The 13,296-nt window shown below is 59.7% G+C and carries 14 protein-coding genes; 6 read left to right on the forward strand and 8 right to left on the reverse strand.

The features are described from left to right. Nucleotides 1-94: 94 nt before the first annotated feature. Nucleotides 95-1,462: a DNA repair protein RadA gene (gene radA / locus ACMG4N_RS05620; protein ID WP_297769832.1), complete on the forward strand. Its 1,368-nt coding sequence runs from the start codon at nt 95-97 to the stop codon at nt 1,460-1,462. A gap of 150 nt (nt 1,463-1,612) precedes the next feature. Here radA and ACMG4N_RS05625 read toward each other — a convergent pair whose 3' ends face one another. The 4 genes from ACMG4N_RS05625 to ACMG4N_RS05640 all read right to left on the reverse strand — a co-directional run bounded on the left by ACMG4N_RS05625 (nt 1,613) and on the right by ACMG4N_RS05640 (nt 6,273). Further along, nucleotides 1,613-2,053, reverse strand: a complete 441-nt coding sequence (locus ACMG4N_RS05625) for a hypothetical protein (RefSeq protein ID WP_414433067.1) — start codon at nt 2,051-2,053, stop codon at nt 1,613-1,615. 3 nt (nt 2,054-2,056) lie between these two features. Next, nucleotides 2,057-2,851, reverse strand: a complete 795-nt coding sequence (locus ACMG4N_RS05630; RefSeq protein WP_414433068.1) for a DUF547 domain-containing protein — start codon at nt 2,849-2,851, stop codon at nt 2,057-2,059. Between the two features lie 76 nt (nt 2,852-2,927). After that, nucleotides 2,928-5,072 carry an FAD-dependent oxidoreductase gene (locus ACMG4N_RS05635; protein ID WP_414433069.1) on the reverse strand — a complete coding sequence of 715 codons (2,145 nt, stop codon included), beginning with the start codon at nt 5,070-5,072 and terminating at the stop codon, nt 2,928-2,930. A 157-nt stretch (nt 5,073-5,229) separates the two neighbouring features. Next, entirely contained in the window at nt 5,230-6,273 is a 1,044-nt protein-coding gene (locus ACMG4N_RS05640) for a methyltransferase domain-containing protein (RefSeq protein ID WP_414433070.1), read from the reverse strand. Between the two features lie 176 nt (nt 6,274-6,449). On the opposite strand from ACMG4N_RS05640, the gene ACMG4N_RS05645 reads away from it, so the two are divergent. From ACMG4N_RS05645 to ACMG4N_RS05665, 5 genes are all read left to right on the forward strand, one after another. Then, nucleotides 6,450-7,253: a phosphate ABC transporter substrate-binding protein gene (locus ACMG4N_RS05645; RefSeq protein WP_414433071.1), complete on the forward strand. Its 804-nt coding sequence runs from the start codon at nt 6,450-6,452 to the stop codon at nt 7,251-7,253. After that, nucleotides 7,222-8,082, forward strand: a complete 861-nt coding sequence (gene pstC / locus ACMG4N_RS05650; protein WP_414433072.1) for a phosphate ABC transporter permease subunit PstC — start codon at nt 7,222-7,224, stop codon at nt 8,080-8,082. Before ACMG4N_RS05645 ends, pstC begins: the two co-directional genes overlap by 32 nt. Beyond that, entirely contained in the window at nt 8,069-8,899 is an 831-nt protein-coding gene (gene pstA, locus ACMG4N_RS05655; RefSeq protein ID WP_414433073.1) for a phosphate ABC transporter permease PstA, read from the forward strand. Before pstC ends, pstA begins: the two co-directional genes overlap by 14 nt. Continuing rightward, entirely contained in the window at nt 8,899-9,663 is a 765-nt protein-coding gene (locus tag ACMG4N_RS05660) for a phosphate ABC transporter ATP-binding protein (protein ID WP_414433305.1), read from the forward strand. The genes pstA and ACMG4N_RS05660 overlap by 1 nt, the downstream gene beginning before the upstream one ends. A gap of 107 nt (nt 9,664-9,770) precedes the next feature. Next, nucleotides 9,771-10,187 (forward strand): hypothetical protein, encoded by a 417-nt coding sequence (locus ACMG4N_RS05665; RefSeq protein ID WP_414433074.1) that lies wholly within the window; start codon nt 9,771-9,773, stop codon nt 10,185-10,187. A gap of 34 nt (nt 10,188-10,221) precedes the next feature. Here the strand turns inward: ACMG4N_RS05665 and ACMG4N_RS05670 are convergent, their stop codons facing one another. From ACMG4N_RS05670 to ettA, 4 genes are all read right to left on the reverse strand, one after another. Continuing rightward, the gene (locus tag ACMG4N_RS05670; protein WP_297769860.1) at nt 10,222-10,464 is read right to left on the reverse strand and encodes a zf-HC2 domain-containing protein; all 243 of its coding nucleotides are present in this window, start codon (nt 10,462-10,464) and stop codon (nt 10,222-10,224) included. Next, entirely contained in the window at nt 10,458-11,069 is a 612-nt protein-coding gene (locus ACMG4N_RS05675; RefSeq protein ID WP_414433075.1) for an RNA polymerase sigma factor, read from the reverse strand. Before ACMG4N_RS05675 ends, ACMG4N_RS05670 begins: the two co-directional genes overlap by 7 nt. A 16-nt stretch (nt 11,070-11,085) precedes the next feature. Further along, the gene (locus ACMG4N_RS05680) at nt 11,086-11,439 is read right to left on the reverse strand and encodes a PilZ domain-containing protein (RefSeq protein ID WP_297769866.1); all 354 of its coding nucleotides are present in this window, start codon (nt 11,437-11,439) and stop codon (nt 11,086-11,088) included. A 66-nt stretch (nt 11,440-11,505) separates the two neighbouring features. Then, nucleotides 11,506-13,173 (reverse strand): energy-dependent translational throttle protein EttA, encoded by a 1,668-nt coding sequence (gene ettA, locus ACMG4N_RS05685; RefSeq protein WP_035244986.1) that lies wholly within the window; start codon nt 13,171-13,173, stop codon nt 11,506-11,508. Nucleotides 13,174-13,296: the final 123 nt, after the last annotated feature.

A 13,296-nucleotide genomic window follows, 5' to 3' on the forward strand; every position in this document is an offset into this window, starting at 1 on the left:
GTAAAAGATTCTTCCCTTCAGGCCTGGATTCGCGCCTCAAGCGGCGCTCCTACAGCGGCTATCGTAGAGAGTAATACATAAGAAGGACTTGTTTGTGGCCAAGAAAAAAACTGCCTTTGTGTGCACCGATTGTGGCGCTGATTTCCCCAAGTGGCAGGGGCAATGCCCCGCCTGTGGCACCTGGAATACCCTGCAGGAATTCGTCCATGACCCGGCTACCCCCATGTCGAAAGGTGCCGGTAGCCGTGGCGGTTTTTCCGGGCAATTGTCCGAGGTGCAGAATCTGGGTGAGATCGTGCTGGCGGAAACGCCACGCATCAGTTCCAGCATGGGCGAGCTGGACCGGGTGCTGGGCGGTGGTCTGGTGCCGGGCTCGGCGATCCTGATTGGCGGGCACCCCGGTGCCGGCAAATCTACCCTGTTGCTGCAAACCTTGTGCAAGCTGGCGACTGTCCAGAAGTGCCTTTATATCACCGGTGAAGAGTCCCTTTCCCAGGTGGCCATGCGCGCTGACCGGCTCAAGCTGCCCAAGGAACAGCTGCGGCTGGCGGCGGAAACCGATGTGGAACAGATCTTGGATCTGGCTCGCAAGGAACAGCCCCGGGTGCTGGTGGTCGATTCCATTCAGGTCATGTTCCTTGCTGCCCTGCAGTCCGCCCCGGGCAGTGTGGCCCAGGTGCGTGAGTGTGCGGCGGCGTTGACCCGTTTTGCCAAACAGACCGGCACCGTGCTGTTGCTTGTGGGCCATGTCACCAAGGATGGCACCCTGGCTGGTCCCAAGGTTCTCGAGCATATGATCGACTGCTCGCTGATGCTGGAAGGCTCCACGGATTCACGGTTCCGCACCTTGCGCGGGCTGAAAAACCGTTTCGGCGCAGTGAACGAGCTGGGCGTATTCGCCATGACCGGCGAAGGGCTGAAAGAAGTGAAGAACCCCTCTGCCATCTTTCTCAACCGGGCCGATGAGATTGCGTCCGGTTCCCTGGTAACGGTGGTCTGGGAAGGTACCCGACCCTTGCTGGTGGAACTGCAGGCGCTGGTGGATGCCTCCCACTTCGGCAACCCGCGCCGGGTTTGTGTGGGCCTGGAGGCCAATCGTCTGGCCATGTTGTTGGCGGTGCTGCATCGCCATGGCGGCATCCAGGTGGGCGATCAGGATGTGTTCATGAATGTGGTGGGAGGCGTCAAAGTTACCGAAACCGCCGCCGACCTGGCCCAGGTGCTGGCCATCGTCTCCAGCTTCCGCGATCGGGCCCTTGGGCGTGAGCTGGTGGTGTTCGGCGAAGTGGGCCTGTCCGGCGAAATCCGCCCGGTGCCCCAGGGCCAGGAGCGTCTTTACGAAGCGGTCAAACACGGCTTCAAGAAAGCCATTGTTCCCAAGGCAAACTTGCCGCGCCAGCTGCCGGAAGGGGTGGAGGTGATCGGGGTGAGTACGGTGGCGGAGGCGCTGGAATACTTGTGAGGCAGTGAACAGTTAATAGTGAACAGTTAACAGCTCGCGATTCTGTCTTGTGATTTATATAGCGGATGAGGCCGCGACCAGACTTTGGTCGCGGCCTCATACGTTGAAAATAATAGGACCCTTAACCGCGCAGCTGTTCACTCTTAACTGTTAACTATGGTCCGGGTGGAGCGTCACCCGATCCCCCTGCGCCCAGCACCAGGCATCGACGATGTCGAAGAACAGGCTCACCGCGTTGACCATCACTACGGCCACGGTGAAGGCCCATTGGCTTGGGGTTAGGAAGTCGTCGCCCCAGACGCCGGCGAGTTGGCCGAGCAGGCCCAATTCCAGAGGAATCCAGGCGAGCAGATGAACCAGGGACATGTCCTTGTTCATGCCGCCGTGGTGCCACATGAGTGACAGATTTACCGCCAATACCAGCAGCAGAGCGAGGGCGGTGGCCTGGCCGCTGAAGCTCTCCAGCAGCAACAGGCTGGCGCCGTTCAGGGGCATCAGGACCAGCAGTACCCAGCCCTGTAGCCACAGGGGCAGGTTGCGAAAGGAATGCCAGATGCCCAGCAGGCGATGTGAGGTGGAGTTGCCTTCCATGACTTAGCTCCCGTTGGTTTCACTGTTCAGTGACCAGTCATAATCCAGAAATTGGATCTTCAGCCGTTCTGCGTCCAGTGACTTTCGGTGGTTGGCGGGTATCTCCAGCGTATCCGCATACTGCAGAAAGTAATGGGAGAGGCTGCCGGCAGCATCGATAAAGTCGTCTTCATACCAGTCGAAGATCTTTGAGACTGCGAGATGTGGCGATTTTTCGTTGAAGCGATTGCGCTGCCGATCGGTCAGAAAGCGACGGGTGCTGTCGGCCAGTTGCTGTTCCAGCTCCTTGGCCCGATAGGCTTCCGGGCGCAGGGCGGGGCAGCCCACGGAGGCGCAGTTCACAGCAAAATGAATGCGCGGATCCATCAGTGCGGGGTTGCCGCGAATCATCTTGTGCTCAACGTCGTCCAGGGTGCGTGCTTCACCCAGCAGGGTAAAGAAGCGCTGATCCCAGGGGCCGGAGAAGAAGGAACCGATATCACGGATGGAGTCGGGCAGGGTGTCCTGACGCAGAATCAGGTCGACAGTGAAGGCATTGTAGGCATTGATAAGAAAGGCCAGCTTTTCATCCCGAGGCCAGCTTTCGAAGTCATCTTTTGATACCTGCGAGAGAGCGCCCAGATACTCGTCCAGTGCTGCCCGATCCTTGCGCAAGCCTGGGTAATCAACGCTGGTGGTGACACCGCCCCGTTGCCATTGCACATGGTTGTCCAGCAACGCATCCCAACGTTGGTGATCAAAGGCCAGCAGTGGGCTGGCAAGAATCAACAGTAGTGGTAGCAGTAACCGAGCAGCCATGAGGGGTCTCCGCAAAATCGATGTAAAAGTCGTTTGGCGCTCGCTCTGCAAGACCAGAGCGCCTGATGAAAACACGCTATCGTCGCCAGTTATGAATACGCTCCACCCACCGCAACACGCCTTCCGGCTTGCGGGCTTTTTTCCACTCGCCGGCGGCGAATTTGTTGGCTTCCGCCATGGTGGGGTAGATGTGGATGGTGCCAAGGATCTTGTTCAGACCCAGACCGTGTTTCATGGCCAGTACATACTCGGCGATCAGCTCGCCGGCATGCTGGCCGACAATGGTGACACCGAGAATCCGGTCGCTGCCTTTGGCAGTGATCACTTTCACGTAGCCTTCGTCAGCACTGTCGGCAATGGCCCGGTCCAGATCGTCAATGCCATAACGGGTAACCTCGTAGTCGATACCCTGCTCATCCGCTTCCTGTTCGTTGACCCCCACTCGGGCCACCTCCGGGGAGGTAAAGGTGCACCAGGGGATGACCCGGTAGTCCACCTTGAAGGATTTCAGGAAGCCAAACAGTGCGTTCACCGCGGCGTACCAAGCCTGGTGGGCGGCGGTGTGGGTAAACTGATAGGGGCCGGCCACATCGCCGCAGGCGTAGATATTCGGGTAGCGGCTTTGCAGCAGCTCATTGGTCTGGATGGTGCCGTCCGGGTCGGTGGGTAACGCAAGAGTCTCCAGCCCGAGATGGTCTGTATTGGCCTGCCGGCCCACGGCCACCAGCACGGCATCGAAGGGCAGCGCTTTTTCTTCACCTTCATGCTCCACATGCAGATATTTCTCCCCGGCCTCGTTACTGAAACGAATGGCATTGTGCCCGGTGAGCACCTGTACGCCGCTGTCCTCCAGGGATTGCTTCACCAGCTGACAGGCCTCTGGATCTTCTCGCACCATCAGACGGGGCTGTCTTTGCACCTGGGTGACCTGGCTGCCCAGCCGGGCAAAGGTCTGCGCCAGCTCGCAGCCGATGGGGCCGCCCCCCAGTACCAGCAGTCGTTCGGGTTGTTCATCCAGCTCCCAGAGGTTGTCGGAGGTGAGAATGTCCATCTCCTCAATGCCGGGAATGGGCGGCACAAAGGGACGGGCGCCGGAGGCAATAATGATGCTGCGTGCGGTGAGGGTGGCCACCTGGTCACCGTTACGGATTTCCACTTCCCAGGGTGACAGGAAACGGGCGTCTCCCTGGCGGCAGTCCACGCCCAGGTCGGTGTAGCGTTGCACGGAGTCATGGGGTTCGATTTTTGCGATGGCCCTGTGCACCCGCGCCATCAGTTTGCTGAAACGGAACTGGCTGCTGATGGTATCGAAACCGTATTTTTCCGCCTGTTTGTCATGGAAGGCCACGCTGGCGCTTTTGATCAAAGCCTTGGACGGTACGCAGCCGGTGTTGAGGCAATCACCGCCCATCTTGTGTTTTTCAATCAGGGTGACTTTGGCTTTCACCATGGCAGCAATATAAGCGCTCACCAGGCCGGCGGAACCGGCGCCGATAACGATCAGGTTGCGGTCAAAGTGTTTGGGTTTTTTCCAGCCCTGGTAGACCTTGCGGGCCTGCAGGCGGGCCATGATGCCTTTGGCAATCCACGGGAAGATGCCCAGCAATACAAAGGCGCCGATCAGTTCAGGTGACAGCAATCCGCTGGCGCTCTCTATCTGCCCCAGTTGAGTGCCTGCCAGCACATAGACGGCGGTGCCCGCCAGCATGCCGACCTGGCTGACCCAGTAAAAAGTGCGGACTTTGATGGGGGTCAGGCCCATGACCAGGTTAATGACAAAAAACGGAAAAGCAGGAACCAGGCGCAGGGTAAAAAGATAGAAAGCGCCATCTTTCCTGACACCTTCGTTGAGCTTTTTCAGGCGATCGCCAAAGCGTTGCTGCACCGTGTCGTGGAACAGAAACCGGGAAGCGATAAAGGCCAGGGTGGCGCCCATGGATGAGGCAAAAGACACCAGCAGCAAGGCCACCCAGAACCCAAACAGGGCGCCGGCGGCCAGTGTCATGATGGCGGCCCCGGGCAGGCTCAGGGCGGTAACCAGCACATACGTGAGAAAGAAACCGCCAAGAATCAGTGCCGGGTTTTCCTGATACAGAGCATCAAAAGAGGCTTGTTGATTCTTGATATAGTCCAGGCTCAGGTACTGGCCAAGATCGAAGAAAAAGTAGCTGGCGATCAGGATGGCAAAGACCGCCAGCAGGATGAGTTTGCGAACATTCATGGGTGAGTCCTTGCCGGATTAACCCTGGAAAATCCAGGGTTGGTCGATCAGGGTCCAGAGCGAGGGCAACGCCTGCTCGCCGGGTGTAAAACTAGGATGCGTGGAGTGAACCGCTGTTACACCGCACGGCGGTAATAGCGGGCGTTACGTGGCCCTGTCAGCAGCAGGGAGCGCCACCGTTGCCGGCATCATTATCTTCAAAGGGTACGTTCAATCCACACCCTTCAAAGATGCCGTAATGGGTATCGAAGTTCCCGATAAAAGTGAAATGCTCGGAGAAACGGCTTTTTTCCAGCATCAGCCAGGTATTGCCGCATACCGGAAACACCTTTCCGGTTTCGATGACATGGTGATCGTCCAGCATGAACGCATGGGGATGCTGCTCTACGGTGCCTTGATAGATCACCGCCTGACCGTAGTCTTCGCAGGCCGGTTCCAGCCCTTCGATATTGAACAAACGGTAGGTGGCGGAATAAAAACGTTGTTGGCCGAGGCGCGCTTCGATGTCCGGGTTTTCGATGGTCAGCCGGCGGGATTCCACCAGGCGGGGGTCGGCAAAGCCGTTCTGTTTAGCCAAATTGATAAAATCATTCCAGTACAGGGCGCCGGCCAGGCATTCGCCGTACAGCACCGGGTCATTGAGCAGCGGTTGCGGCACGCGGCGGTCTGCATACACATCGGAGAAAAAGAACTCGCCACCGGGTTTGAGCAGCCGCTTCACGTCACGTATGACCTTGGGCTTGTCGGTGCTGAGATTGATCACGCAGTTGGAAATAACAATGTCGAAGTAGCCCTCTTCCAGATCCAGCTGATCCAGCTCTTCGATATACCCTTTGAGAAAGCGCACATTGCTTTTCGCATAGCCGAAAACGTCCCGGTGGTAGTCCTGATGACGTCTGGCTACCTCCAGCTGCTCGTCGGTCATGTCCACGCCCACCACTTCACCGTGCTCGCCCACCAAGGCAGAAAGGAGATAGACGTCGCGCCCGGAGCCGGAGCCCAGGTCGAGAATACGCATACCCTTCAATTGCTGTGGAGCTACCAGGCCGCAGCCGTAGTAGCGCATGACCACTTCATCATGGAGCTGCGCAAGGAGGGGTTTCAGATAGGCCGGCGGCTCCTGATCACAGCAGGCATTGGTCTGCAAGTCGTCACTGGAATGCAGCTGTTGGCCGTAGTAGTTCTGTACCTCTTCACGCATTGTTGATCCTCTGGTGGTTGCTTCGGTGTAACGTGGTTTCACTGCCTACGGTGTAGTGCAATGAAGTAAAGATGCCATCTTTGTGTTCAGGTTACACCGGCGAGAGACGATGACTGTAATTATTGCGTCAAGATGGCATCCAAGACGACAGTAAAAAGTGAATATAAGGACAAGCGATGCAGCGGAAAATGTGGGGCGCGCTGTTGTGCGTGTTGGCAATGACGGGCTGCCAGCCGGCAACGGACAAGCTGGTGATTACCGGTTCCAGCACCATCGCGCCGCTAATGGCGGAACTGGCTGAACGATTTGAGGCGCAGACCGGGGTGCAAGTGGATGTGCAGAGCGGTGGTTCCGGTCGCGGCATCAGCGATGTGCGCCAGGGGCTGGCGGATCTGGGCATGGTCAGCCGTGCGTTGAAACAGGACGAGCAGGACCTTGCCGGCCATGTTATCGCCCGCGATGGCATCGCGCTGATTGTGCACGCAGAAAATCCGGTGGCCCCGCTTACCCGGGATCAGATTATCGCCATTTATACCGGAAAGCTGGACAGCTGGTCGCTGCTGGGTGGCGCAGATCGGCCCATCACCGTGGTGCACAAGGCCGACGGCCGATCGACGCAGGAGCTTTTTCTTGAACATTTTGGCCTTGATAACGACCAGGTCCAGGCGGACCTGGTGATTGGTGAAAACCAGCAGGGGATCAAGGCGGTGGCCGGCGACCCGTATGCCATTGGCTATGTCTCTATTGGCACGGCGGTTTATGAGGCAGACCATGACGTGCCGCTGCGCTTGTTGCCGCTGCAGGGCGTGCCGGCCAGCCTGGCGGCGCTGGAGCAGGGCGATTACCCGTTAAGCCGTGAATTGAACCTGGTCAGCCGGGGCGAGCTGAACACACAGGCAAAGGCGCTGCTGGATTTCCTCGCTGATCCGGCCCAGGCCGAGATATACCATGCTTACTACTTCCTCCCCGCCATGCGCTGACCGGCTGCTGAGCTGGGGGCTAAGGCTGGCCGGCGCTGCAGCCGTGCTGGTGCTGGGCGGTATCGTGCTGGTGCTGCTGATGCAGTCCGCGCCGTTTCTGTTGGATCATGGCAGTGACCTGTGGCGCAACGACTGGCAACCCGGCCAGGCCCGTTATGGCATGGCGGCCATGGTGGCCGGTTCTATTGTGGTGAGCGTGCTGGCGCTGCTGCTGGCCGGGCCGCTGGCGGTATTGCTGGCTGCCTGGTTGCGTTATTTCGCCCCGGCACTGCGCCGGCCTATGCTGGCGCTGGTGGAGTTGATGGCCGGCATCCCCTCAGTGGTGTATGGCCTGTGGGGGATGCTGGTACTGGTGCCCTGGATTAACCAGTGGGCACCGCCGGGGGCCTCGTGGCTGGCGGCATCGCTGGTATTGGCCCTGATGATTCTGCCGCTGGCATTGCTGGTCACCGATACGGCCCTGGGCCAGTTGCCCGTTCGCTACCTGCAGGCCGGCCAGGCGTTATCCCTGTCCCGGGTGGGCATGCTCCGCCGGGTCCTGTTGCCCCAGGCGGGGCCGGCCATTGTCAGTGGGCTAGTGCTGCAATTCGGTCGTGCACTCGGGGAAACCATGGCGGTATTGATGGTGGCTGGCAATGTGGTGCAGTGGCCTGGCTCTCTTTTCGACCCGGTGCGGACGTTGACTGCCAATATCGCTCTGGAAATGGCCTATGCCACTGGCGATCACCGAGTGGCGTTGTTTGCCAGCGGACTATTGCTGTTGCTGGTGACTGCGCTGTTGTTGTTGCTCAGTTGGCGGTTGCGGGGAGAGAAGCATGCGCTGGCCTGATCGTCTTGCGGCAGTGAGCGGGGCATTGCTGTTGCTGGCGGTGCTGGTGCCCATGGGGTTGATGCTGTGGTCGCTGTTGGCACAAGGCAGCGGAGTGTTATCCGTGGACTTTCTTCTGGAGGATCCGAGCCAGGCTGGCCGTGCCGGTGGTATCGCGGCGTTGTTGATCAGCACCGGCTGGATTCTGGCGGTGTGTCTGCTGGTGGCCGTGCCGCTGGGGCTTGGCTGCGCGCTTTATCTGAGCGAACAGGTGCCGGCGGGCACCCGCCGTGCGCAATGGCTGGGTGGCGTGCTGGATATGCTGGCGGCGGTACCCTCCATCGTTTACGGCCTGTTCGGCTACCAGTTTTTTGCCATCAGCCTGGGGCTGGGATTTTCCATTCTCAGTGGTGGCCTGGCATTGGCGCTGATGGTGCTGCCGTTGATGATCCGCAGTGCCGAGCAGGCGCTGCGGGCGGTGCCGTTTTCCTATCGGCAGGCGGGTGAGGCGCTCTCGATCAGCCGCTGGGGCTGGGTAAAACGCATCCTGATACCGCAGGCCGCGCCGGGGATTGCGGTGGGGATTATTCTCAGCATCGGCCGGGCATTGGCGGAAACCGCCGTCTTGTTATTCACCGCCGGCTATGTGCTGCGACGACCGGATTCGGTGATGGATTCCGGTCGCGCTCTGAGCGTGCATATCTATGACCTGGCCATGAACGTGCCCGGTGGTATGCCCCGCGCAGCGGCCACCGGCCTGGTGCTGGTGGCCATTCTGGTGATACTGAATCTGCTGGTGCGGCGCTGGCTGCGCCCGGCTCAAGGAGTGCTGTATTGATGATGCCCCCTTCGTTGGAACTGCAAGGCGTGTGTGTGCACTACGGCAATCAGGCGGCCATTGAACAGGCCAGCCTGACCGTGGGCGGTGGTGAGCTGATGGCGCTGGTCGGGCCCAGTGGCTGTGGCAAAAGCAGCCTGCTGGGCAGCATCAACCGCATGACCGACAGCATTCCCGGGTGTCGGGTCAGTGGTCGCGTGTTACTGGGGGGTGAGGTCGTTTCTGCCCGCCACGATTCGGCAACGCTGCGCCGTCAGATCGGTATGGTGTTCCAGCAGCCCAATCCCTTCCCGTTGTCGATTATCGATAATCTGCGCTTTCCCCTCTCTGAACACGGTGTGCCTCGCCGCGAGCGCGATGGCCGTGCTGAGCAGGCCCTGCGTGCAGTGGGGCTGTGGGAGGAAGTGAAGGGGCGATTGCATCAGTCGGCCCTGGGGCTGTCCGGTGGTCAGCAGCAGCGCCTGTGTATTGCCCGGGCGTTGGTGCTGCAGCCCCGGGTGCTGTTATTGGACGAGCCCTGCTCGGCGCTGGACCCGGTGTCCTCGAAAGTGGTGGAGGAGTTGATCGTCTCCTTGAAGGGCCGCTATACCCTGCTGATGGTGACCCACAACCTGGCTCAGGCCCGGCGCATCGCCGACAGCGTGACGGTCTGCTGGATGCAGGAAGGCTGTGGCTGTGTGGTGGAGTCCAACGGCTGCCGGCAGGTGTTTGAGCACCCCAGCCACCCGATCACTGCGGCCTATTGTGCCGGGGAGGCCGGTTAGCGAGGCGGTGGGAGTCAGGGCACCAGGCATTGGATCTGTAACAAGCCTGGATCCAGGGCATCATTTGTGCAAACCAGAAACCCTACCGGAAAAAGATGATGGATCGGATGAATGATATCTGGCGTTCGTTGCGCAGTTTGCCAGCGTGGGTGCAGATCTGGGTGGTCGGCATCCTTGTGCCGGTGAATGTGCTGCCGTTTTTTCTGCTCGATACCCGGGTGGGGATGGCCGCTGCACTGGCCGCGCTGTTTGTGGCGGCCACCAATGGCCCCTTGATGTGGATCTACCGGGGCATGAACAAGGTGCTGTCGATCCCGCATCTGATTGCCTGGGCACCATTGGAAATCTATCTGTTGATGCTACTGGCCGATAGCGGGTTCCGAGCCGAAGCAGGCGATGTGGAGCTGGGCTTGGCCGTGCTGCTGTTGACCATCAATGGCATCAGTCTGGTGTTCGACGTGATAGACAGTGCCAAATGGATGGCCGGGGATCGGGCCACACCCGGCATCGCAGGCGGCAGTTAACGGCTCTTGCTCAGATATCCCCGGGAAGGGGCGGTTACCCGGACGGGTGGTCTCTTGATGCGTCCAGCTTTTTCAGAATGGCCTCTGTGCGGGCATCGTCCAGCGGTTTCTCCTCGCGGGGCAGAAAACCCAGCAGAGCACGCAGCTGCCTGACATAACGCCGGCAATGCTGGCACATCAGCAGATGCAGGCGCAGCGCAAAACGCTCGCGGCGGCTGATCGGGGAGCCATCAACCAGGGCGTCCGCCTTTTCAACGAGGTGTTGGCATTTCAGCATTCGCCGGTCTCCTGGAAGTGATCCACCATTTCGAATAAACGGGCCCTTGCTCGGTGAAGCAATACCCGAATATTCGATGCACTGATTTCCAGCATGTTACAGACATCGTCTGCAGGCAGGCCTTGCAGATCTCGTAGCTCCAGCACCAGACGCTGGCTGTCAGGCATGAAATGCAGGTGTTTTTCCATACAGCGGCGCAGTTCTTCGCGGGTCAGCAGGTTTTCAGGGCTGGAGAGCTCCCAGTGCTGTGGAGGATGCTGCCAGTGGCCATCACCGTGAAAGCGATGCGCCAGAGCGTCAGGATCGTTAGTGGGATCAAACTGAATTTCCCGCCCCCGCTTCCTTAGCATCATTTTCGCCTGGTTGATCACGATGCGCGTCAGCCAGGTGCGCAACAGGCTGCGCCCCTCGAATTTAGCGATCGCTCGATGTGCGGCAATCCAGGCATCCTGCACAGCCTCCTCGGCATCTGCCGGGCTGAGCAAGGTGCGTGCGGTGGCCAGCAACATGTTGTGATGGCCTTTGACCAGTTGGCCAAAGGCTGCCGGGTCTCCCTGGCGAAGCTTTGCAATAAAGTGGGGATCTTCCAGCTGGATATCGGCCATAGGCGGTTCCGGTTGGCTAGCGCGGCAGCATGTTGCTGGGGTCGTCTTCTCCATCGTCCCCCTGGTGCAGCATGACCAGGCGGCGCAGGTGCTGCATGTCGTCCACGGAAGGACGGCTGAACATGATGCCGATTTCCAGGCCCTGCTGACGTTTCACGGTGCCGGGCAGGGTCAGATGAATGTCAGAATCTTCCAGGGTAATGGCCAGGGTGATCGGCGAGGCATCGGGCAGGGCCAGCGGCTGGCTGCTGTGTACCTGGGCGCCCATGACGGACAGGTCCGCCAGTTCTACCGCAAAGGTATCTTGCTGAAAGATCAGTGTGGCTTCGCCATCAAAGGCAACGCGGTTCGCCCGGCGCCGTTCATTCATGTTGTTATTCCTTGTGATCCCCGCACCCCGGCTGCGTTCCTGCTGCCGGGGTGGCCTTCTCTCGCCTTACACCTCGATACGCTTGTACTTCATGCGCTTGGGTTGCAGGGCGTCATCACCCAGTTGCTTGCGCTTGAACTCCTCGTATTCGGTATAGGAGCCTTCAAACCATTCTACCCGTGCGTCCCCCTCAAAGGAGAGAATATGCGTCGCGACCCGATCCAGGAACCAGCGATCGTGAGAAATCACGATGGCACAGCCGGGGAAGGCCAGCAGGGCTTCTTCCAGGGCCCGCAGGGTTTCCACATCCAGATCGTTGGTGGGCTCATCGAGCAGTAGCACGTTGGCGCCCTGCTTGAGGAGTTTGGCAAGGTGCAGACGATTTCGTTCCCCGCCGGACAGATCGCCGACCCGTTTCTGCTGATCGCCACCCTTGAAGTTGAAGCGACCCAGGTAGGCGCGGCTGGGGACCTCGTAGTTGCCGATCTTGAGGATATCGTTGCCCTCGGACACTTCTTCCCAGACGGTTTTCTTGCTGTCCAGGTCTTCGCGGCTCTGGTCCACGTAGGCCATCTGTACGGTGTCGCCGGTAACGATTTCACCGCTATCCGGGGTTTCCTGGCCCGCCAGCATGCGGAACAGGGTGGTTTTACCGGCACCGTTGGGGCCGATAATGCCGACGATGGCACCACGGGGAATCTGGAAACTCAGGTCTTCGTAGAGCAGTTTGTGGTCGAACTGCTTGCCCACACCGTGTAACTCGAACACCTGCTCGCCGAGACGATCACCCGGTGGGATATAGAGCTCCTGGGTTTCGTTGCGTTTCTGGAATTCCTGGCTGGCCAGTTCCTCGAATGCGCTCACCCGGGCCTTGTTCTTGCTGCGCCGGCCTTTGGGGTTCTGGCGTACCCATTCCAATTCCTTCTCTACCGTCTTGCGGTGGGCGGACTCGGATTTGGCTTCCTGTTCCAGGCGTTTCTCTTTCTGTTCCAGCCAGGAGGAGTAGTTGCCTTTCCAGGGGATGCCTTCGCCGCGGTCCAGTTCCAGAATCCATTCGCAGGAGTTGTCCAGGAAGTAGCGGTCGTGAGTCACCGCCACCACGGTACCGGGAAACTCGTGCAGGAAGCGCTCCAGCCAGGCCACGGATTCCGCGTCCAGGTGGTTGGTGGGCTCATCCAGCAGCAGCATGTCCGGGGCGCTCATGATCAGGCGGCACAGGGCCACCCGGCGGCGTTCACCACCGGACAGGTGCTCGACGCTGGCATCCCAGGGCGGCAGACGCAGGGCGTCGGCGGCGATTTCCAGCTTGCGCTCCAGGTTATGGGCATCGCTGGTTTCGATGATGGCTTCCAGCTTGGCCTGCTCGGCGGCCAGCTTGTCGAAATCCGCATCTTCTTCCGCGTAGGCGGCATAGACTTCGTCCAGCCGCTGCTGGGCACTGAGGATCTCGGACAGGGCTTCTTCCACGATCTCGCGGACATTCTTGCTCGGGTCCAGTTCCGGCTCCTGGGGCAGGTAGCCGATATTGGTGCCCGGCTGCGGCCGTGCTTCACCCAGATAATCCTTGTCCACCCCGGCCATGATGCGCAGCAGGGTGGATTTACCCGAGCCGTTCAGGCCCAGTACGCCGATCTTGGCGCCGGGGAAGAAGGACAGGGAGATATCTTTGAGAATGTGCTTTTTCGGCGGGACAACCTTGCCCACCTTGTCCATGGTGAAGATGTACTGGCTCATAAACTCCGACCGCAGTGTCATTGAGTGTACGGGGCCCAGCGGACCCCGTCGGAATGGCGCCTAAGCTAACGGAAAGCGGCGCCGAGTGAAAGGCTGTGGGCCCCGGAGGATCAGGAGATGAGC

Origin of the sequence: Alcanivorax sp. IL2, assembly GCF_047495475.1 — a bacterium.
Taxonomy (GTDB): domain Bacteria; phylum Pseudomonadota; class Gammaproteobacteria; order Pseudomonadales; family Alcanivoracaceae; genus Alcanivorax.

What these genes read in the sequence shown, in the direction of transcription:
- ACMG4N_RS05625 (WP_414433067.1), bottom strand. Translation starts at nt 2,053, where the DNA reads ATGGAAGGCAACTCCACCTCACATCGCCTGCTGGGCATCTGGCATTCC.
- ACMG4N_RS05630 (WP_414433068.1), bottom strand. Translation starts at nt 2,851, where the DNA reads ATGGCTGCTCGGTTACTGCTACCACTACTGTTGATTCTTGCCAGCCCA.
- ACMG4N_RS05635 (WP_414433069.1), bottom strand. Translation starts at nt 5,072, where the DNA reads ATGAATGTTCGCAAACTCATCCTGCTGGCGGTCTTTGCCATCCTGATC.
- ACMG4N_RS05640 (WP_414433070.1), bottom strand. Translation starts at nt 6,273, where the DNA reads ATGCGTGAAGAGGTACAGAACTACTACGGCCAACAGCTGCATTCCAGT.
- ACMG4N_RS05645 (WP_414433071.1), top strand. Translation starts at nt 6,450, where the DNA reads ATGCAGCGGAAAATGTGGGGCGCGCTGTTGTGCGTGTTGGCAATGACG.
- pstC (WP_414433072.1), top strand. Translation starts at nt 7,222, where the DNA reads ATGCTTACTACTTCCTCCCCGCCATGCGCTGACCGGCTGCTGAGCTGG.
- pstA (WP_414433073.1), top strand. Translation starts at nt 8,069, where the DNA reads ATGCGCTGGCCTGATCGTCTTGCGGCAGTGAGCGGGGCATTGCTGTTG.
- ACMG4N_RS05660 (WP_414433305.1), top strand. Translation starts at nt 8,899, where the DNA reads ATGATGCCCCCTTCGTTGGAACTGCAAGGCGTGTGTGTGCACTACGGC.
- ACMG4N_RS05665 (WP_414433074.1), top strand. Translation starts at nt 9,771, where the DNA reads ATGAATGATATCTGGCGTTCGTTGCGCAGTTTGCCAGCGTGGGTGCAG.
- ACMG4N_RS05670 (WP_297769860.1), bottom strand. Translation starts at nt 10,464, where the DNA reads ATGCTGAAATGCCAACACCTCGTTGAAAAGGCGGACGCCCTGGTTGAT.
- ACMG4N_RS05675 (WP_414433075.1), bottom strand. Translation starts at nt 11,069, where the DNA reads ATGGCCGATATCCAGCTGGAAGATCCCCACTTTATTGCAAAGCTTCGC.
- ACMG4N_RS05680 (WP_297769866.1), bottom strand. Translation starts at nt 11,439, where the DNA reads ATGAATGAACGGCGCCGGGCGAACCGCGTTGCCTTTGATGGCGAAGCC.
- ettA (WP_035244986.1), bottom strand. Translation starts at nt 13,173, where the DNA reads ATGAGCCAGTACATCTTCACCATGGACAAGGTGGGCAAGGTTGTCCCG.